The organism is Promicromonospora sp. CA-289599 (assembly GCF_050936155.1).
Classification (GTDB): Bacteria; Actinomycetota; Actinomycetes; order Actinomycetales; family Cellulomonadaceae; genus Promicromonospora.
In genome coordinates this window covers 6,000,305-6,018,555 of record NZ_JBNJNI010000001.1, presented here as the reverse complement: position 1 = coordinate 6,018,555, position 18,251 = coordinate 6,000,305, and the positions used below count along the sequence as shown (strand labels likewise).

17 protein-coding genes are annotated in these 18,251 nt (G+C 68.6%); 6 read left to right on the top strand and 11 right to left on the bottom strand.

Going from position 1 to position 18,251, the window contains the following annotated elements; translation table 11 throughout:
* Positions 1–3: 3 nt before the first annotated feature.
* The gene (locus ACQEVI_RS26825; protein ID WP_432905367.1) at positions 4–801 is read right to left on the bottom strand and encodes a DUF4184 family protein; all 798 of its coding nucleotides are present in this window, start codon (positions 799–801) and stop codon (positions 4–6) included.
* Between the two features lie 83 nt (positions 802–884).
* Between ACQEVI_RS26825 and ACQEVI_RS26820 the strand changes: the two genes are divergently transcribed.
* Both ACQEVI_RS26820 and ACQEVI_RS26815 read left to right on the top strand, forming a co-directional pair.
* Positions 885–1,616, top strand: a complete 732-nt coding sequence (locus ACQEVI_RS26820; RefSeq protein ID WP_432905364.1) for a response regulator transcription factor — start codon at positions 885–887, stop codon at positions 1,614–1,616.
* Positions 1,613–3,025, top strand: a complete 1,413-nt coding sequence (locus tag ACQEVI_RS26815) for an ATP-binding protein (RefSeq protein ID WP_432905361.1) — start codon at positions 1,613–1,615, stop codon at positions 3,023–3,025. Before ACQEVI_RS26820 ends, ACQEVI_RS26815 begins: the two co-directional genes overlap by 4 nt.
* Here ACQEVI_RS26815 and ACQEVI_RS26810 read toward each other — a convergent pair.
* The 4 genes from ACQEVI_RS26810 to ACQEVI_RS26795 form a co-directional block, all read right to left on the bottom strand.
* Positions 2,988–3,557 (bottom strand): SgcJ/EcaC family oxidoreductase, encoded by a 570-nt coding sequence (locus ACQEVI_RS26810; protein ID WP_432905360.1) that lies wholly within the window; start codon positions 3,555–3,557, stop codon positions 2,988–2,990. The two genes, ACQEVI_RS26815 and ACQEVI_RS26810, sit on opposite strands and share 38 nt — an antisense overlap.
* A 181-nt stretch (positions 3,558–3,738) precedes the next feature.
* Positions 3,739–5,100 (bottom strand): jacalin-like lectin, encoded by a 1,362-nt coding sequence (locus ACQEVI_RS26805; protein WP_432905358.1) that lies wholly within the window; start codon positions 5,098–5,100, stop codon positions 3,739–3,741.
* 127 nt (positions 5,101–5,227) lie between these two features.
* A complete protein-coding gene (locus tag ACQEVI_RS26800) occupies positions 5,228–6,580 on the bottom strand; it encodes an FAD-binding oxidoreductase (protein ID WP_432905355.1) in 1,353 nt (450 codons plus the stop codon).
* A complete protein-coding gene (locus ACQEVI_RS26795) occupies positions 6,577–7,236 on the bottom strand; it encodes a TetR/AcrR family transcriptional regulator (RefSeq protein ID WP_432905353.1) in 660 nt (219 codons plus the stop codon). The genes ACQEVI_RS26800 and ACQEVI_RS26795 overlap by 4 nt, the downstream gene beginning before the upstream one ends.
* Before the next feature lie 114 nt (positions 7,237–7,350).
* Between ACQEVI_RS26795 and ACQEVI_RS26790 the strand changes: the two genes are divergently transcribed.
* Positions 7,351–7,632: a DUF1905 domain-containing protein gene (locus tag ACQEVI_RS26790; RefSeq protein ID WP_432905351.1), complete on the top strand. Its 282-nt coding sequence runs from the start codon at positions 7,351–7,353 to the stop codon at positions 7,630–7,632.
* Positions 7,633–7,717: 85 nt separating this feature from the next.
* Here ACQEVI_RS26790 and ACQEVI_RS26785 read toward each other — a convergent pair whose 3' ends face one another.
* The 3 genes from ACQEVI_RS26785 to ACQEVI_RS26775 form a co-directional block, all read right to left on the bottom strand.
* The gene (locus ACQEVI_RS26785; protein WP_432905349.1) at positions 7,718–8,128 is read right to left on the bottom strand and encodes a nuclear transport factor 2 family protein; all 411 of its coding nucleotides are present in this window, start codon (positions 8,126–8,128) and stop codon (positions 7,718–7,720) included.
* Complete coding sequence (locus tag ACQEVI_RS26780; RefSeq protein WP_432905346.1) at positions 8,119–8,925, bottom strand: MBL fold metallo-hydrolase; 807 nt, start codon at positions 8,923–8,925, stop codon at positions 8,119–8,121. The genes ACQEVI_RS26785 and ACQEVI_RS26780 overlap by 10 nt, the downstream gene beginning before the upstream one ends.
* Positions 8,926–9,035: 110 nt before the next feature.
* The gene (locus ACQEVI_RS26775; protein WP_432905343.1) at positions 9,036–9,530 is read right to left on the bottom strand and encodes a MarR family winged helix-turn-helix transcriptional regulator; all 495 of its coding nucleotides are present in this window, start codon (positions 9,528–9,530) and stop codon (positions 9,036–9,038) included.
* Between the two features lie 1,191 nt (positions 9,531–10,721).
* Here ACQEVI_RS26775 and ACQEVI_RS26770 point away from each other — a divergent pair.
* The 3 genes from ACQEVI_RS26770 to ACQEVI_RS26760 are packed head-to-tail and all read left to right on the top strand — an operon-like array spanning position 10,722 to position 14,157.
* Positions 10,722–11,741: a hypothetical protein gene (locus tag ACQEVI_RS26770; protein WP_432905340.1), complete on the top strand. Its 1,020-nt coding sequence runs from the start codon at positions 10,722–10,724 to the stop codon at positions 11,739–11,741.
* A 5-nt stretch (positions 11,742–11,746) separates the two neighbouring features.
* Positions 11,747–13,171: a dCTP deaminase domain-containing protein gene (locus ACQEVI_RS26765; RefSeq protein WP_432905338.1), complete on the top strand. Its 1,425-nt coding sequence runs from the start codon at positions 11,747–11,749 to the stop codon at positions 13,169–13,171.
* 14 nt (positions 13,172–13,185) lie between these two features.
* Positions 13,186–14,157, top strand: coding sequence for a hypothetical protein (locus ACQEVI_RS26760; RefSeq protein ID WP_432905337.1), 972 nt, complete (start codon positions 13,186–13,188; stop codon positions 14,155–14,157).
* A gap of 73 nt (positions 14,158–14,230) precedes the next feature.
* Here ACQEVI_RS26760 and ACQEVI_RS26755 read toward each other — a convergent pair whose 3' ends face one another.
* The 3 genes from ACQEVI_RS26755 to ACQEVI_RS26745 all read right to left on the bottom strand — a co-directional run bounded on the left by ACQEVI_RS26755 (position 14,231) and on the right by ACQEVI_RS26745 (position 18,107).
* Positions 14,231–15,913 (bottom strand): cytochrome b, encoded by a 1,683-nt coding sequence (locus ACQEVI_RS26755; protein WP_432905335.1) that lies wholly within the window; start codon positions 15,911–15,913, stop codon positions 14,231–14,233.
* Positions 15,903–17,306, bottom strand: coding sequence for an NAD(P)/FAD-dependent oxidoreductase (locus ACQEVI_RS26750; protein WP_432905332.1), 1,404 nt, complete (start codon positions 17,304–17,306; stop codon positions 15,903–15,905). Before ACQEVI_RS26750 ends, ACQEVI_RS26755 begins: the two co-directional genes overlap by 11 nt.
* 84 nt (positions 17,307–17,390) lie before the next feature.
* Positions 17,391–18,107: an alpha/beta fold hydrolase gene (locus ACQEVI_RS26745; RefSeq protein ID WP_432905330.1), complete on the bottom strand. Its 717-nt coding sequence runs from the start codon at positions 18,105–18,107 to the stop codon at positions 17,391–17,393.
* Positions 18,108–18,251: the final 144 nt, after the last annotated feature.

Sequence of the window (18,251 nt, the reverse complement as noted above, 5' to 3'; positions counted from 1 at the left end):
AGCTCAGCGACGGCTGCCGACGGCGCGCGCCACCCACCAGCCCACGACGTAGAGGAGGACCGCGCCGATGAGCGCGGCGCCGGCGCCCGTCGCGACGTCGGAGAGCACGCCCTCGACCACGTCTCGCGCGGCGAGCCCGGAGCTGCCGCCCCACCACTCCAGGGTGCCGGCGACCGCACCGACAGCGGCGATACCGGCGACGATCGCGAGAAGCCGCAACGCGCTCCGCCGTCCGGCAGGGCCGGCGGGCCGCAGCCGGGCGCGGCGGCGCCACAGGTACACGGCGATGATCACCAGCCCGCCGATCGTGCTGACGTGCTGCAGGGCTCTGGCCCACGTGAGGTCGCCGGCCAGCGGCATGCTCAGGAACGGCACGTGCATGACGACCCAGCCGTCGCTGTGCGTGAACGAGTCCCAGACCAGGTGCGTGGCGATGCCGATCAGCAGGGAGAGCAGCACCCAGCCGGCGCGCCGGAGCAACGTCGCCGTACTGTCCGGCCCGGGCGGGCGCGGTTCGGACGACGCGGGCAGCAGGCTGCCGACCGGGCGGCGGGCCACCAGGAAGAGACCCCAGAGCGCCACCGCGTACGGCAGGCTGACGGTCAGCGCACCGAGCAGGGTGTGCGACGTCGTGGCGTTCAGGTACGGCTCGTACCAGGACTGGGCGCTCACCGGGATGGGCGTGCTGCGGGCGAAGTACGGCAGGTCGGGAGCCAGGGCGCCGGCGACCAGCGCCGCGGCGCTGAAGGGGCGCCGCAGCAACGGCAGCACTGCGGCGGGATGCGAGAGCGTGAACGGCAACGGTCGTCCTTCGGAGCTGGGGCGGGGCGCGGTGGTGCCTGCCGGACACTACCGTGCTGCGGTCAGACCGTAAGGTTTCACCCGTGCGTGTACTCCTGGTTGAAGACGACGAGCCGGTGGCCCAGTCGCTCCGTCGAGGTCTGGTGCGGTACGGCTTCGCGGTGGAGTGGGTGCGGACGGGTGGCGAGGCGCTGACGGCGGCCGGCCAGCTCAACGGCACCGAGCTCAACGGCACCGAGCCCTACGACGTCGTGCTCCTCGACCTCGGGCTGCCCGACGTCGAGGGCCTCGACGTCTGCAGGGCGCTGCGCGAGCGGAGCGCCGTGCCGATCATCGTGATCAGCGCACGCAGCGACGAGGCCGACCGGGTGGTCGGCCTCGAGCTCGGGGCGGACGACTACGTCACCAAGCCGTTCGGCATGCGTGAGGTGATCGCCCGGATCAGGGCGGTCATGCGCCGCGCCCGGCCGGCGGGCGCTGGTGCGGGGCGGGCGCCGGGCGGCCCGGACCGGTACGGCCCGCGGCTGACCATCGACCGCCGCGCGGGCCGGGTGCACCTGGACGGCAGCCCGGTGGCGCTGACGCCCAAGGAGTACGACCTGCTCGGCTTCCTCACCGAGGAGCCGGGTGCGCTGATGTCGCGCGAGCAGATCATGGAAGCGGTCTGGGACGCGCACTGGTTCGGCCCGACGAAGACCCTCGACGTCCACGTGGCGGCGCTGCGGCGCAAGCTGGCCGGCGCGGTCGCCATCGAGGCGGTGCGCGGCGTCGGGTTCCGCCTGGAGATCCTGGACGCCGGGGCGCGGCCCGCATGATCCGCCGGCTGATCGTCAGCTACGTGCTGCTCGTCGCGGTCGCGCTCGCCGCGTTCACGGTCCCGGTGGCCCTGACGCTCACGAGCCAGCTGCGCGGCGACACCGACGCCTCCGTACGGCGGGAGGCGACCACCATGGCGCTGCTGCTCGGCGCCGGGGACGACGCCTCCCGCGACGCGCTGGTGCAGATGGCCGGGGCGTACTCCGTGGAGACGGGCAGCACGGTCCAGGCCGTCGCCCTGGGGACGGGTGCCGGCGGCGACGCGGTGTCCGGCCTGCCCCGGCCGGAGCCGGACGCCGCGGTCGACCGGGCCCTGCGCGAGAACACGTCGACGACGGACTGGGGGTCCGCGACCCCCTGGGGAACCGAGCTGGTGATCACGGTCCCGGCGCGCGCGCAGGCCGGGCCCGGGGGCGACGTCGTCGGCGCCGTCCGGATCATCTTCCCGACCGATGAGCTCACCGACCGGTTCTGGACGATCTGGGGCTTCCGCGCGATCCTGGCGGTCGGGGTGCTGGTGATCGCCGCGGGCCTCGGTTATCTGGCCGCCCGCTGGCTGACCCGGCCCCTGCGCCAGCTCAACGCCATGGCGAGCCGGTTCAGCGACGGCGACCTCACCGCGCGCTCCCCGGTCACCGGGCCGCACGAGACGCAGACCCTTGCCCGCACCCTCAACCAGGGCGCCGAACGCCTCGACACGCTGATCGCCGCGCAGCGGGTCTTCGTCGCCGACGCGTCGCACCAGCTGCGCACGCCGCTCACCGCCCTGCGCCTGTCCCTGGACAACATCGCGGACGGCGTCGACGACCCGTACGTGACGGAGGACGTCGAACAGGCCACCGCCGAGGTGGTGCGGATGAGCCGGCTCGTCAACGGCCTGCTGGTGCTCGCCCGCGCCGAGGCCCAGGCGACCGTCGCGGAGCCGTTGCCGCTGCGCGACGTCCTGGAGGAACGGCTGACGGTCTGGCAGGCGGCCGCCGACGAGCGCGGCGTCACGATCACGCTGGCCGGGCCGCTGCTGGCGGGCCCGCCGGACGACCGCCTCGAGGTCCTGGCCAGCCCGGGCCACCTCGACCAGGTGCTGGACAACGTGCTGTCCAACGCCCTGGAGGTGTCCCCGGACGGCGGCAGGATCACGGTCCGGGCCGAGCCGCACCACGACGAGGTGGTGCTGGAGATCCTCGACCAGGGCCCCGGCATGTCCGACGCCGACAAGGCCCGCGCCTTCGACCGGTTCTGGCGAGGGCACGGGCTTACCGGCCGGTCCGGCTCGGGTCTGGGGCTCGCCATCGTCAAGCAGCTGGTGACCGACGACGGCGGTGCGGTGACGCTCCGGGACGCGCCGGGCCCTGGCGGGCTCGGCGTCCGGATCAGCCTTCGGCCGGCGTCGCCGAGGAGTGGTGGTTGACGATCAGCCAGTCGCCGTCGATCTTCTCGTACACGTAGGAGTAGCGGGCCTCGACGTCGCGCACCTCGCCGGTCTCGGGGTCGGTGAGCGTGAAGACGTACGTGCCGGCGTCGACTGCCGTGTTCTTGTCCAGCACCGTGACGACGGTCTCGGTCTTCTCGCCGACCGGGTCGTTCTCCTGGAAGTGCTCGAAGTAGTCGACGATCTCGTCGCGGGTGGTCCGGATCTGTGCCGACGCCGTGGGGAGCAGCACGCCGTCGGGTGCGTAGCGGTCGGCCACGGCCTCGGCGTCGCCAGTGCCGAGCGCGGCGTTCCACTCGTCGAACAGGGCGGCGATCTCCTGCTCCGTGGGCGCCTTGCCGGGCTTGGCGGCGGACCTGCTGTCGCCGGCCGTGGCTCTGTCGTCGGCTGTCGCGATGCCGGTGATGCCGACCGTGACACCTACGGTGGCGGCGGCGGTGAGGACAGCGGTGACCGCGACGAGGCCGGCGCGCTCGCGCATCCGGCGGGGTCCGTTGGGGGATGAGGTCATCACAGCTCCAGTGGGCTTGACGTCGTGACCCCTGGTGGTGGGGCCGCTCCCGGGGTTCGATCGGGAGTGGTCCCACCCTCGCCGTACGCCGGGAAGGGGCTGTGCAGCGTGGATCTAGCGCTCGTACAACGTTGAGGAAAGAACGTTCAGGAAAGGCTGCCGGCGGGCTGCACCACTCGGCTCAGCGCCGGGTGTAGATGACACCGACCTTGTCGAGCTCGTCGCCCGCGCGGCCGTGGAAGCCGGCGATCTGCCAGCCGGACGGCGCGGTGTACGTGGTGCAGTCGCCGGTCGAGGTGCCGCCGGCGAGGGTCCGGCCGGTGCTCGTCGTGAACCGGGCGTAGGCGATCCGGGTGTGGCCCTCGTGCTTGACCTGGCACAGGTGCAGGCTGACGGGGTACTCGCCGGAGGCGAGGGCCAGCGTCCCGAGGGTGCCCCCGCTGCCGCCGTGCTCGAGGCGGGCGCCGTCGGCGAGCGTCAGGCCGATCTGGTCCACCCTGGACCCGCCGCGCACGCGCAGCTCGACGGGCCGTGCGCCGGCGGTGAGGTCGTCGACGTCGGTGAAGAAGGTGCCGTGCGGGCCGCCAAACTGGTCGCTCATCCGGAAGTCTGGGCTGAGGGACCAGCTGAGCTCGACCGCGATGGGGTAGTGGTCCGACAGGTTCTCGCCCGCACCGTCGCGGAAGGCGGCGTGGTCGTTGCGGTACTCGACGGCGTCGAGGGCGACGTGGTCTCCGCCGCGGTAGAGGACCTTGTCGACCACCTCGCAGTTCTCGTCGACCGTCGCGTCGTCGCAGACCAGCGCAGGTGCGCCCTGGTCGGGGGCGTCGCCGCCGCGGACGAGTTCGACCCACGGGTCGGACAGGCCGTTCGCGGACGCGAGCTCGGCGATCGTGTCGTCGGCCCGGGTGTAGCGGGTGTTGGTGTCGCCGTAGACGATCACCGCGTTCCCCGCCGAGCGGGACCGGATGAACGTGGTGAGCTGGGCGAGGTTGGCGCGCCGGGCGGCCAGGTCGCCGGGCTCGACGCCGGCGTCGGTGTGCAGGTTGTACAGGTCCACCCACACGCCCTCGGCGAGGCGGGCCCGCATGAAGGTGAAGCCCTTGGGGGTCAGGCAGTCCCCGGAGCCCGACGAGCAGTCGGCCCAGGCGACGCGCTCGAAGTCCTCGAACGGGAGGTGCGAGAGCGTGTTGAGTCCGCTGCCGAACGGGACGCCGCCGCTCGTCGGCGTCCGGTACGGGTGACTGTCCGCCGCGTAGAGCGCGGCGTGGTAGTTGAAGTCCTCCTGGACCTGGACGACGTCGTAGGGGGCCAGGCGAGAGCCGATGATCGGGGTGTTGGTCTCCGGGTCGCCGTCGCCGATCCCGAGGGGCAGCCCGGCGATGTTGTAGCTGAGGATCGAGAAGGACCCGCTCGTGACGGCTGACGGTGCTGCCGATCCTGACGCCGGGGCCGCGAGGCCGATCGCGGCGACGAGCGGGACGATCGTAGCCAGGGCGGCCGTGGCGAGTGCGGTCCTGGCGAATGCCTTGCGTGTCCGCATACCGTGCTCCAGTCGTCGAAGGTGCCGGGTGAAACCTGGCATATTCGTACAGCCTGGCCGATATACATGACTTCGTCACTGCTTATGGCTTACGTGACCATTGCCCGTACGTGACGGACCGGCGGGCTCAGCGGGTTCGTGGGAGGTCGAAGATCCGGTCCGGGTCGTAACGACGCTCGATCTCCGCGAGGCGGTCCGCGGCGGATCCGTGGTAGACGCGGCGCCAGTCCGGCAGGCGGGGGTCGAAGTCGTTCTGGTACGCCTCTCCGGACACGTAGGGCCGCATGGCGGAGTGGATCGCGGCCAGCCATTCCTCCGCGTCGGCAGGGGCAGTGCCCGCGTCGTCGAGCGGGTTCCAGCTCGCCTCGTACTGCGCGAGAAAACGGTGGTGCCGATGGACGAACGCCGTCTCGTGCACCGGCCGGCGGTTCACGGCGCCGCCCATCGCGACGGCCGCCACCGAGGCGGCGATGCCGGCGGGGGCGTTCTCCACCGTGGTGACGGCCGCACCGATCGCCTCGGCCGGCATCGAGCGCGCGAAGAAGTCGCTCCGCACGTCGTAGGACGGCCGCTCGTCCGGCCCGGACGTCTCTCCGGCGAACCGCCGGATGGTGTCGAGGTGCGGTTCCGTGCGGATCTCGTGGCGGGTGCGGCCGTCGGGGAGTGCCGCCAGCCGCGCGGCGAGGTCGTCGTGGCCGCCGAGCGCGAAGGCGACGACCGAGACCGAGGGGCCGCCGGCGTCCTGCTGGAGGCGCAGGGCTGCCCACATCTCGTCCGGCAGGTCGGGCGCCCAGTCCTGCCAGGCCGCGAGCACGGCCGCGGCGCGCGACCACGGCCACACCAGGTCGGCGGACGAGGACTCGTGGATCGCGTGAGTGCTCAGGTGCAGCTCCGTGACGACGCCGAGGCTGCCGTTCCCCGCCCCGCGCAGCGCCCAGAACAGATCCGGTTCCCGCTCCGCGTCGCAGGTCCGGACCGCGCCGTCCGCCGTCACCACCGTCGCCTCGACGAGGTTGTCGCACGAGAGGCCGTACGCGCGCGACAGCAGGCCGTGCCCACCGCCGAGCGTCAGACCCGAGACGCCGACGGACGGGCACGTGCCACCCGAGATCGTGACGCCGTGCTCGGCGAGCGCCGCGTAGACGTCGCCGAGCCGGGCCCCGGCGCCGATGCGCGCGACGCCCGGCAGGACGCCGATGTCGTTCATCCGCCGCACGTCGATGACCAGCCGGCCGTTCCCGCTGGACCAGCCCGCGTACGAGTGGCCGCCGCTCCGGACGGCCGGCGGGATGCCGTGCGCCCGGGCGAACCGCAGGCACTCCGTGATGTCGGCGGCCGAGGTCACGAAGGCGACGGCGGCCGGACGCAGGTCGTCGAACCGGCGGTTGAAGAGCAGTCTCGCCTCGGCGTACCCGTCGTCGTCGGGCCGGACGACCTCGCCGTCGACGGCCGCGTCGAGCGCCTGCCAGGCGGGCCTCATGCGCCGTACGCCGCGAAGAACAGGTCGAGCGCGGCGTCGACGTGGGCCCGGAGCTGGGCCGACGTCGGTATCGCGTCGTCGCCCAGCAGCATCGCCCGGTTGACCGGGTCACCCATGACGAGCCAGTTCAGCTGGGTCGCCGCTGTGTCGGCGTCGGGGCTGCCGTCGGCGTCGGGACCCGCGATCCGGACCAGTCCGAGGTCCACGAGATCTCCGATGACGGTGGCGAGCGACGTGATCGCGACGCGCGGGCCGTTCTCGTAGAGCGCCCGGGCAAGCTCGGGAAAGCGCACCGCCTCCCCGATGACGAGCCGCCGCAGGGCCAGGACCTCGGGGTTCATGACGGCCGTCAGCTGTGCGACCAGCAGGTCGCGCACCTCGTCCCGCGCCGTCGCGGCGTCGGTGACCCGTGGCACGGAGGAGAGCACCGAACGGCTCGTGACGCGGGTCTTCTCCGTGACCAGGGCCAGGAAGAGCTCCTGCTTGCTGCCGAAGTAGCTGTAGAGCGTCTGCTTGGCCACCCCCGACTCCTTGGCGATGGAGTCCATGGTCACCGACTCGAACCCGGTGGCGAGGAACTGGACCTCCGCGGCCGCGAGCGCGGCGTCGTGCTTCTTGCGCGAGCTCGGTCGCGTCAGCCGGTCACCTTGCCGCATCGGACGGGCACCTCCTTGCAACATCATACCGAGCAGTCTAGAGTCTAGTTATTGGACTTTCCAGTCTAGAAACGCGACGGTCCCGAAAGCGGACCACGAGAAGAGGGGATCAACATGGTGGAGAGCTCGGAATCTCTTACGTTCGAGGCGGAGCTGCGTGTCTCGCCCGAGGCTGCTTCGTGGACGGTGTTCGACGTGCCCGGATCGCGCGCGTTCTTCGGGACGGGCAAGCCGGTGCGGGTCACGGGGACGATCGACGACCACGCGATCGCCGTCACGCTGATGCCCATCGGCAACGGTGCGCACGTGGGGCCGGTCAAGGCGGCCACCCGGAAGGTGATCGGCAAGGCGGCGGGCGACCAGGTGCGCGTGACTCTCGAGAAGGCGAGTGCGTAACGGCAGGTGCGCGCGACGGCGGGTCCGGCGCGGAAAGCGGCCCTCCGCGTCAGCCCCGCCGTCGTCGGCCCTTGATGGACGGTCGCTAGGCCGTCGCCGCGTCGCGCACGAGCGCGGTGTCGACGAACTGCTCGAAGCGCACGATGAGCCCGCCCCGCACGACGAAGTGATGCGCGACCCGGACGTTCAGACCCTTGCCGGTGCCCCGGTGCGTGGCGGTGTAGCGCGCGAGCACCACCACGTTCTCGCCGTCGACCACGTAGCTGTCGTCGTGGGCAGCCCAGCCCTCCCACTCCGCGCCAAGCTTCGTCATGACGTTCGACGTGACGCCCTCGGGTGTGCGGTAGGTGCCGGCCAGGGGGAACCCGGCCATCTCGGTCCACTCGACGTCGGGCGCCATGGTGGCGCGGAGCGCTTCGAGATCACCTGCCGTCGAGGCCAGATACTGCCGGCGGACGACGTCGCGGGGTGCCGCCGACGTGTCGGTCAGCCCCATGTCATCTCGCCCTTCGCGACCTTCGGCCCGAGCTGGGCCGCGATCAGCATCCCCGAGGCGGGGTAGGCCTCGACCAGCGCGGCCGTCGCCGTCGCGCCGTCGGCGGAGGCGTCGAGGATGCGCTCGAAGTCGCGCAGGTAGGTGCGGGTGTAGTCGATGGCGCTCGCGTCGTTCGCCGTGTCGGGCAGGCGGTGCCCGGCGACGACGAGCTCGGGGTCGAGCCCTTCCATCTGGTCGAGCAGCTCGATCCAGGCGGCGCGCTGCTCCGGCGTGGCGGTGTCGGCGACCCAGACGTGCTCCTGCTGGAAGAGGAGCACGCCGCCGATGATCGCGCGGTGCTCCGCGTTCCAGAGGTAGTGGCGGTCGGGCAGGACGGCGGAGCCCCCGCGGAGCTCGAAGCGCGAGTTGTCGACGTCGATGAAGTCGTCCGTGAGCGGCTCGATCTTCGCCAGGCGCGTCGGCAGGTTGGCGCCGAGGGTCGCCCAGGCCTTCAGCTTGCCCTCGTACGAGGCGTCGATGTGCTCGACGACGATCGGCGTGGCGACGATCCGTGCGTCGGGGAAGGCGTCGGCGATGACCTCGAGGCCGAAGTAGAAGTCGGGGTCGGCGTGGCTGACGAACACCGTGCCCAGGGGCTTGCCGGAGTCGAGGACGGCGGCGGCGAGCCGGTGCCCGTCGGCGCGCGTGAAGCCGGCGTCGACGAGCAGGGCCTCGTTCTCGCCCGTGACGAGCACGGCGGACTTGTTCTTCGAGCCGGCGGGGAAGTCGAGGTCGAAGACCTCGAAGGACAGCGACATGGTGTGTTCCTTACCTCGGGGCGCCCGGTGGCGGGCGACGCGGCGTGGTGGCCGTGTGCAGGCGGAACAAAGGCTGACTAGTCAGCTATTCCCGAGCGGCTGCGACGCGCTCAGGGCATGACGGGGAGCTGCTGCTCCGCGTTCTTGCTCAGGGTGCGGATGGCGACGGCGAAGACCTCCGCCTGGTCCGCCGGCAGCACGTCCACCAGGTACTGCTCGATGTTGCGCGCGTGAACGGCGCTGGCCCGGAGCAGGAGCTCCTCGCCGGCGGGTGTCAGTGCGACGAGCTGGACACGCCGGTCCTCGGTGGACGGCCTGCGCTCGATGAGCCCCTGGTCCGCTGCCCGCTGGACCAGGCGGGTCGCGCCGCCCGAGGTGAGGACCCGCGCCTGGGCGATGTCCCGCACCGGGACCCCGTCGGGACCGGCGCGACCCACGACGAGCAGCAGCTCGAACAGCGTGTGGCTCAGGCCGGTCTGCTCCTCGAGCGCCCGGCCCAGGATGTAGTCGAGCCGGTTCGCGGCGCCGAGGAGCCGGCCGAAGACCAGGATCCGGGGGTCGTAGGCGGCCTCGCGGGGGGACGAGAACTCGGGCGTCGGGGTCATCGGGCCAGCGTAGGTGAGCGGAGAGACTGGCAGGAGGAAGCCGCAGGTTGGCAGGTCCGGCCCGCGGCACTCGACCTAGCCGGTCTCCTCAGGAAGCCGCGTGGTCGAGCGCGAAGTCGACGGCCGACCAGACCAGGACGGCGTTGCGGGCCCACTCGGCGATCCTGGAGTCGTGTCCAGGTGGCGCCACCAGTTGCGGGCTGGAGCACCTCGAAATAATCTCATCGTGCTTCGAGGTGGGATGACTCTGTTCTCGGGGGAGAGGGTCCAGGTGCGCGCATCAATTCGACCTGGGATTGTTGGTTTGGTGATATTGAGTATTCTCATTTGGTTCACGACTGTCTTGGGGATCACGCGCATCGATATTTGCGACTGTTCCGGTTGGCCGTGATGATCTTTCCGGACAATTCTCGTGGATGCGCGAACAGACGGATAACGGTGGAGAGGATGCGTCACTGTTTGAGCAGGCCCATGGGGGTGCTCGGCCAGGGCGGAGAAGCTTGTGATCGCGCGATTGAAGCGGATGTTTTCGGCACGGGCGTTGCCCGAACATGAAAATCGTCACGGTTGCGCGTCCGAACGGAGCTCGAAGTCGTAGCGTTGCCGCGGTGGTTGGCGGTGGTTGGCGTCCCAGGCGCGGGCGATCGGTTCGGTCGTCTGGGCGGGTGCGAGGCGGCAGTAGAGCTATGGCGCACGCGTCGTTCGCGCGGCTCGAGACTTGACGCAGACGACCTGGAACCGACCGGGCTCATGATCTGTCCGATCTCGACGCTGACCAGCCATGATGCCGGCCGACGCCGTACGCGCTCATGGGGTCACCGGACGCTCTGAACAACCTACTCAGGCGATCCGATTTCTAGCTCCTGACAACACTTGCGGATCACGTCATGCCCCACGCGGCACTGCGGAGCGGCTTCCGCCACAATTCGCACCGTCCGCTCACGCAATTTCTGTGGATTGAGGGAGGCACCGTGACCGGCATCCTTCCGGGATTCCCGCAGCCGAACACGCGGGGACGGCTCAGACATCACCCACCGAATTCGTTGCGAGTCGAGCACCACGCAAGATAATCTTGCCTCCCCAGTCGAGCAAGTATCGCGAGCGGAGCGGGACTTGAGTCTGAGACTTGCAGGAATCCAGCTCCAAGCGCCATATGGGCTGGCTCCACTAAATACATCTCTGTTCGACAGCGTGGGCTCCGCTACACCTCTTGCCCTCGACTTCTATCGGCAGTACTGTCGGCGGTCTCTGGGCCTGATGACAATCGGTGGGGTTGCCGTTAATGCGGATGGGCGTGCCAACGCGACAAGCCTTGTATTGCGATCCATGGAAAATACCCGAGGGCTGTCGATGGTGAAAAGCGAAGCCCATCAGGCGGGGGTGCGCTTGATAGTTCAGATAGAACACGCTGGCCGACAGGGTCGGTCCGCGGAGACTGGGGCAAGGCTTGTGGGGCCGACAGCCGACCCGTGCCCCGTTGTCGGTGGCGATCCCCACGCGCTTACGGTGAGCGAGATCACCGAAGTGATACACGCCTTTTCCCGGTCCGCGACACTTGCGCTCGCCGCAGGCGCGGATCTGATCGAAATAAACGCAGCACACGGATATCTGTTGTCTGGTTTTATGTCGCCAGCCACAAACCGCCGCACAGATCAGTACGGAGGGAATGTCCAGAAACGATTCAGGCTTGTTCGCGACGTCGTGCGCGCAATAGCGGATGAGACACAATACCCACCCGGGATCCGAGTCAACGTTGCTGAGAACAACCCTGCCGGCTTGATCTTGGACGAACTCCTCGAGGGTCTCGCCGATTTCTCGGCCGAGCTGGCCTATATCAGTGTTACGGCAGGGATGTACGACACTCAGAACGACCTCATCATGCCATCGAGGCGCCTGGGCACAAGTCTCTGGGCGAAACATGCTGCAACACTCCGCACGCTTGGTGTGCCAGTACTGCTTGCGGGCAACGTGACCACGAAAGTTATGGCTGACGAACTCCTCGCCAATCAAGAAGCGGACGTGGTTCTCTTCGGGCGAGCGCTCCTTGCTGACCCCAACATCCTGGACGGAAAAGTGACCCAACCCTGCACAGATTGCGGACTATGCAAGTATCGAACCAAGGGATTCCCGCACATCTACTGCCCATTCAATTCTGTCCTGCGAGCAGGCTCCACCATCCGAGGCATGCGCATCGTAGGACGAGGAGTCTAGTCTCGATGTTGGTAGTTCTCTTTGGACCGTCGGGCGTCGGAAAGACGTCCCTTTCACGACTTCTGGCTCGCGACGTAGGGTATCAGCCTCTGGTCACCTACACGACACGAAAGCCGCGGATTGACGAGGATGACAGGAGATCAGTCACCGACGTCGAATATGGCAGAATGGTGTCCGCCGGGAAGGTTGTGTCAACTTCGCAAGTGCTTTCAGCGCGATATGGCCTGGACAGCGACCAGTTGCGCGAGTCTCTATTGAGCATGGAAGACGTCTATGTCGTGGACTTTGCACTGGAGAATCTTGCCGACATCGATGCCTTCCAAGGGTATAAAATTGGCGTCCTGGTCATGCCGCCGAGCAAGGACGAGTTGACGAAGCGTCTTATCGGTCGTGGCAACGGAGACCGGGTCGACTTCGCACTCCAGCAACTTGCCATCTGCGATGAGAGGGCTCGAGACGGTCTCCCAGAACTCATTGAGGATCGAGTGGTCGTGAACGATTCGCTCAGTGATGCCGGGCGAATGATTCAGCAATTCGTTGAGCGCAAGATGCGGCGGAGGGGAGGGGCGGCGAGCCGGGGCAGTGCCTTTCTGTCGGACATCCAGATCTTGCGGGCGCTCGAATCGGGCGAAGTGTTCGAGCGAGGCACGTGGAGCAAGGACTGTGTCCATCAGGCAAGTTACGGCTTACGCTTGGACAGGGTCGCACAGGTTTCGACCGCGAGCTACGAAGCGGAGCACGGTGAGCGTCGATACACTCGCGTCAATGCTAAGAATGGATTCATCGACCTCGCCCCGGGCGACACAGCACTCTTGCAGTCAGTTGAACGTTTCGATCTCGTCCCACATCTTGCCGGGCTTGTCATCCCGCGTGGGCTATTGGTGGCAAACTCGCTGGCGCCAGGCTCGAGCTACGTAGACCCGGGTTTCAAGGGATTCTTCACCATGCCCGTTACTAACGTCTCTGGTAGGACGGTGCGGCTGACCACTGGAATGGAGGCCGCACGGGTAATGTTCGCTGAACTGGGACACATTGTCGCTCGCCCTTGGTCTGCGGCTGATGCCACCAGTCTCCGTGCTGACCTTGAGGCGTTCCCAAGTCACTTGCCTATATCTCGAGAGGAGGTCCGGGCGATGCGAGACTCGGAGCTGGTGGAGCGTATCAGGCGTGAGTCGCCGACAGGCCTTGAGTCAGCAGAGGTGATCGACCGCACGCGTCGGGCCATTCTGATCGTTGGCGCAGGCGCGTTGGTCTGGCCAATTGCGGTCATCGTAGCCAATGGTGTGGCCGCCGACCTTTTTCAGACGATTCTGGGCGATGGTGACTCACTACTAGCGAATATCGTAGCGAATCTCGTGGCAGCACTCGTAACAAGTGGCGTTCTATTCTTGATCGGTCGTTTCGCCTGGCGGCGGGGAGCGCAGCAGTGAGTACGTTGGTAAGCGTGGACTGGCCCATTGTCGAGTCGGTTGCCGATCGCGTCCGAGCATGGCATGTCAAGCCCTCTCTCTATGAGTGGATGGCACCGGTCTCTACGCTCGAGAACTCAAGATATCTCGACGCAGTGTTGTTTGCGGCCTCGATTTGCCACTCGACCAAGGGAGCGCTCAGGGCGACGTATGTTGATACGCGTTACAAGGGTTGGGATGTACTGTTGCGTGGCTTCGTCGCTGCTGCTGAAGATGGCATTGGGCCCGAGCTTCTGCGGGATGTTGACGCGACCAGCCTTGCTGAGCTGGTGGTCCACGGTGGAAGTGAAACCAAGGTTGAGTTCCGCGATCTTGACCGTCGTACCGAGATCGTGCGTTCCCTGGCACGCGAACTGACTGGATACGGGAATGGAATTTCTGACGTTCTCCAGTTTGAGGGTGACGTGCTTACCGCAGGTGGCGCCGGTGGAGCCTACGAACGGCTCGCGTCACTATCAGCGTTCTCGGACTCGCAGCAAAAGAAGAGCACCACCTTTCTGATGACGGTACACTTCTCCGGCAGAGTGAGGATGGCTGATCCGGAGTCAGTTTCTCCCATGGTCGACTACCACCGGATCCGCCTACTCTTGAGGTTGGGATGCATCCGGGTTTCTGACGAACTCGCGAGCGCGCTCCGTTCGGGCGATTCGGTCGACAGCGACGTGGCGGCGCATCTCAGGTCGGCTGCGTACGCGATCAGCACCAAGATGTCGGCTGTTTCCAAGTTGCCTGAGCTTGAGCTTGATGTGCTTCTCTGGGCGTTCGCGAGGAGTGCTTGCAGGCATTCTCCCGTGTGTACGAGCCAGGCTTATCAGAATAGTTCGTTCGGCGCGTTCACGGGCTGGTCAGCGTCGCGCGGATGTCCATTTGCAGGAGTTTGTTGCAGTGAGGGAGCGGCCATCGAGGGCATGTTTTGGGAGCCTATCGTTGAAACCGAGAACTACTAGTATTGCTGCCGCAGATCGGGTCTGTGGGCTGCGGTGATGATGCCTTCTCTGGTTTCTGCTGAGTTCCCAGCGACTATTCCTTACCCTGTGTGGTTCGTCCGGATCGGCGGCCTACTGTGCTTAGCGCTTCCCCCGAGGGCTTGCTCCCTGGGGCGGGGGAATGAAGGGTGGTTCTTCGGTGAGGCTCGGCCTGCTCGCATATGAGAGCGTTCCTCCAAACTCGGCGCTCTTGTTGATCGGCGGCACGCGGCTTCCACTGCTCGGCAGTATCTGGTTCGACGGGACCAGGTGCGGCGACCAGTTTCGCAACCACATGCCCTGTGCCGAACTGCCGCGACAGCGCGCCCCGCAGTCGCTCCCGGCCGGAGAGCCGGCCGGTGGCGTCGGGCCGCCCTGGCACCGGCGGTATCGGAGCGACCGACAACAGCGCGCGCTCGTCCTCGCTCGCCGGCTGGTGGATCTCCGCGTAACCGCCGTTCGGCATCCGGACGATGCGGCCCGTCTCGTGCCCGTGCAGCGCGATCTCTCGGTCCTTGCGCTGCAGCCCGATGCAGATCCGGCGGGTCACCTCGAACGCCAGCGGAGGCCCCGCGAGCAGCGCCACCTGCAGCGTCGTGATGATCGTCTCGAACGGCACGCCGAACTCCGTGGAGACGATGTCGGCGCTCGCGGCGCCCCACAGGATCCCGTAGAACAGCGCGCCCGCGACGCCGACCCCGGTGCGGAAGGGGACGTTGCGCGGCCGGTCGAGCACGTGGTGCAGCTCCCTGTCCCGGTCGACCCACGCCTCGAGGTACGGGTAGACGATCAGGAGCGCGAAGTAGCCGCCGATCACGACGAGCGGCACCAGGGTCGCGAAGGTGATGGTCCAGCCCATCCACTCGGTCTCCCAGCCGACGGGGACGAGCCGTAGCGCGCCGTCGAGGAAACCCATGTACCAGTCGGGCTGGCTCCCGGCGCCGACCTCACCCCCTGAGGCCGGCCCGTAGGACCAGACGGGGCTGATCGTCGAGGTCGCCCCGAGCAGCACCAGGACCGCGCTCGTCATCCCGGTCATCCCGGCGGCACGCAGGGTGGCGTCGGGCCATAGGCGCAGGCCGAGCGCCGGTGCCGGCCGCGGGTGGGCTGCCTGCCCATGTCGCACGCTGAGCACCCCGCGCACCGCCATGACCAGCACGAGCAGTCCTGGCGCGATGATCGCGTGCACCGGGTACAGGTTCTCGATGATCTGGCCGGGGAACGGCCCGCCGAACATCCAGCCGGCCACCCAGGTGCCGACGAACGGGATGCTGAGCACCACACCCTCGACGATGCGCAGGCCGGTGCCGGACAGCATGTCGTCCGGCAGCGCGTACCCGCTCCACCCGGCGGCGAGCACCAGGATGAAGGCCACGACCAGCAGCACCCAGCTCAGCTGTCGCGGACGGCGGAACCCGCCGGTGAAGAACGTGACCAGGAGCTGCATGATCATCGACGCCGGCATGACGAGCGCCGCCCAGTGGTGCGTCTGGCGTACCAGGAGGCCACCGGTCTGCTCGAAGGAGATGCGCATCGTCGAGGCGAAGGCCTCGGTGACCGTGGCGCCCTGCAGCGGCCCGTACGGTCCGTCGTAGGTGACGAGCTCGTTCGACGGCGTGTACCAGTTCGCCAGCAGCACCCCGGTCACCGCGAGGACGAGCAGGCAGGCGAACGTCACGACGCCGAACAGGTTGGACCAGCGCAGGTGCACCCGGCGTCCGGCCAGGTCAGCCTGCATCGCGCACCACGCTCAGCTCGGGCCGGGCGCCGTCGGCCCCCGCGAACGGGTCGCCGCCCGCCAGGAAGGCGGCCCGCGGACGCTGCACGGTGGCGAGTGGGATGATGTCGCGCCCGAAGAACACGGCCGAGACCCACACGAGCAGCACGCGCACCTTGCGCTCCCAGGTGGGGACGGCCAGGACGTGGTAGCCGCGGTGCATCAGCCAGGCCAGGAAGCCCTTGATGACGAGGCGGCGGTACTGAAAGATGCCGTGCCCGATGCCGAGCGTGGCAACCGTGCCCAGGCTGTGGTGGATGTAGGGGCGCACCTTCCTGCCGCGCAGGTCGGCGACGAGGTTGGCCGCCAGTCGCTTGCCCTGGCGTACCGCGTGCTGCGCGTTGGGCACGGTCCGAGCGCCCGGGACGGGGGAGGCGAGGTCGGGAACCGCCGCGTTGTCGCCCGCGGCCCAGGCGTGGGGCACTGTCGCCGCGTCGCTGTCGGGGTCGCTGCTGACGCGGAGGTCGGCACGGACGCGGACCAGGCCGCGCTCGTCGACCGGCAGGTCGGTGTTCCGTGCGACGACGGGGTTGCTGCCGTTGCCCGCGGCCCAGATCAGCAGGCCGTTGCCGTACGACTCGCCGGTGGACAGCAGGATCCGGCCGTCCGCGGCCGAGACGACCTGGGTGCCCAGGTGGATGCGCGCGCCCCGGCTCTTCAGGTGCTCCACCACCCAGCGGCCGGGCTCGTCGGTGACCTCGGGCAGGATGCGCTTGTTCGTGTCGACGAGGTGGAAGGCCAGGTCGTCGACGCCGAGCTCCGGGTAGGAGCGCAGCAGGCCCGTGGCCAGGGACAGCAGCTCGCCGAACACCTCGACGCCCGTGAACCCGCCGCCGACGACGGTCACCGTCAGGAGCCGTCGACGCTCGTTGCCCGGCGGGAGCAGGGCCGCTCGATCGAAGGCGGTGAGGAGCTGGTCGCGGATCGCGACGGCTTCCTCGACGTGCTTGAGGCCGATCGCCTCGTCCGCGACCCCCGGGACCGGGAACGTGCGGGTCACGGCCCCGGCGGTCACGACGATCGTGTCGTACCCGATCTCGCGCAGCGCGCCGTCGTTGGTCCGGACGGTCGCGGTGCGGTGCGCGTGGTCGATGGACGTCGTGTGGCCGGCGATGATCGTGGTGCGGCGCAGGTGCCCGCGCAGCGACACCATGACGTGCCGTGCCTCGATGGAACCGGCCGTGACCTCGGGCAGGAACGGCTGGTAGGTCATGTAGCCGTGCGGGTCGACGAGGGTGACCTCGGCCTCGCCCCGGCGGAGCTTCTTCTCCAGTCCCCACGCGGTGTAGAAGCCGGCGTAGCCACCGCCGACGATCAGGATCTTCTCCGGTGTCTGTCCCGAGATGCTTCCCATCACAACCTCCTGGTGGTCTTACCTGATCGACAACGCAGCGCGATCGGATGTGACGTGGTGGTGGTCACACCGGCTTCCGGCCAACTACCGCTTGGTCGCCTGGACCGCGGCGAAGATCGTCTCCGCCACGACCACCGGGTGTGAGAGGGCCAGGGCGTGCGAGGCACCCGGGACCTCGGTGGACGAGCGCGCCCCCGCCCGCTCCGCCATGAACCGGATCAGCTCGGCCGGGATGTTGCGGTCGGCGTCACCGAACACGAACCACGACGGGATCGTCCGCCACGCGGGGGTGGCCGTGGGCAGGCCCTCCGTGAGGGCGGCCTCGGTGACGGGCCGCTGGGTGGCGGCCATGAGCGCGGCGAGGTCGTCGTCGACGTCGGCGGCGAACTGCTCGCCGAACACCTCCGGCCGGATGACGAGCTCGTTGCCGCCGGTCGAGACCGGGTAGGCGGCGATGGCCCCACCGAGGGTGCTGCCGGGGAACTTGGCGGACAGCGTGAACGCGTTCTCGCCGGTGTCAGGTGTGAACGCCGCGACGTAGACGAGGCCGACCACCTGATCGCTGCCTGCCGCGGCCTCCGTGATCACCATGCCGCCGTACGAGTGGCCGACCAGGACGACCGGCCCCTCGATCGACGCGATCACGTCGCGCAGGTACCGGGCGTCGCCGGTGACCGAGCGCAGCGGGTTGGCCGCGGCGACGACCCGCAGCGTCTGCTGCTGGAGCTGCCCGACGACGGCGTTCCAGCTCGACGACTCGGCGAACGCCCCGTGGACCAGGACGACGGTGGGTGTGGACATGACAGTTCTCCCTTGTGCGTGCCGCCTTCTGGCGGGCCTCACACGTACGACCGGCTGGGTGCGCCGGCTGTGACGGTTCGCCGTCGCAGGGAGATTCACGAGGTGGGCGCGGGCATGGGCGCGCCCAAGAAGACGGTCGGTGGC

What these genes read in the sequence shown, in the direction of transcription:
- ACQEVI_RS26755 (WP_432905335.1), bottom strand. Translation starts at nt 15,913, where the DNA reads ATGCAGGCTGACCTGGCCGGACGCCGGGTGCACCTGCGCTGGTCCAAC.
- ACQEVI_RS26785 (WP_432905349.1), bottom strand. Translation starts at nt 8,128, where the DNA reads ATGGGGCTGACCGACACGTCGGCGGCACCCCGCGACGTCGTCCGCCGG.
- ACQEVI_RS26800 (WP_432905355.1), bottom strand. Translation starts at nt 6,580, where the DNA reads ATGAGGCCCGCCTGGCAGGCGCTCGACGCGGCCGTCGACGGCGAGGTC.
- ACQEVI_RS26815 (WP_432905361.1), top strand. Translation starts at nt 1,613, where the DNA reads ATGATCCGCCGGCTGATCGTCAGCTACGTGCTGCTCGTCGCGGTCGCG.
- ACQEVI_RS26810 (WP_432905360.1), bottom strand. Translation starts at nt 3,557, where the DNA reads ATGACCTCATCCCCCAACGGACCCCGCCGGATGCGCGAGCGCGCCGGC.
- ACQEVI_RS26775 (WP_432905343.1), bottom strand. Translation starts at nt 9,530, where the DNA reads ATGACCCCGACGCCCGAGTTCTCGTCCCCCCGCGAGGCCGCCTACGAC.
- ACQEVI_RS26745 (WP_432905330.1), bottom strand. Translation starts at nt 18,107, where the DNA reads ATGTCCACACCCACCGTCGTCCTGGTCCACGGGGCGTTCGCCGAGTCG.
- ACQEVI_RS26795 (WP_432905353.1), bottom strand. Translation starts at nt 7,236, where the DNA reads ATGCGGCAAGGTGACCGGCTGACGCGACCGAGCTCGCGCAAGAAGCAC.
- ACQEVI_RS26790 (WP_432905351.1), top strand. Translation starts at nt 7,351, where the DNA reads ATGGTGGAGAGCTCGGAATCTCTTACGTTCGAGGCGGAGCTGCGTGTC.
- ACQEVI_RS26750 (WP_432905332.1), bottom strand. Translation starts at nt 17,306, where the DNA reads ATGGGAAGCATCTCGGGACAGACACCGGAGAAGATCCTGATCGTCGGC.
- ACQEVI_RS26805 (WP_432905358.1), bottom strand. Translation starts at nt 5,100, where the DNA reads ATGCGGACACGCAAGGCATTCGCCAGGACCGCACTCGCCACGGCCGCC.
- ACQEVI_RS26765 (WP_432905338.1), top strand. Translation starts at nt 11,747, where the DNA reads ATGTTGGTAGTTCTCTTTGGACCGTCGGGCGTCGGAAAGACGTCCCTT.
- ACQEVI_RS26780 (WP_432905346.1), bottom strand. Translation starts at nt 8,925, where the DNA reads ATGTCGCTGTCCTTCGAGGTCTTCGACCTCGACTTCCCCGCCGGCTCG.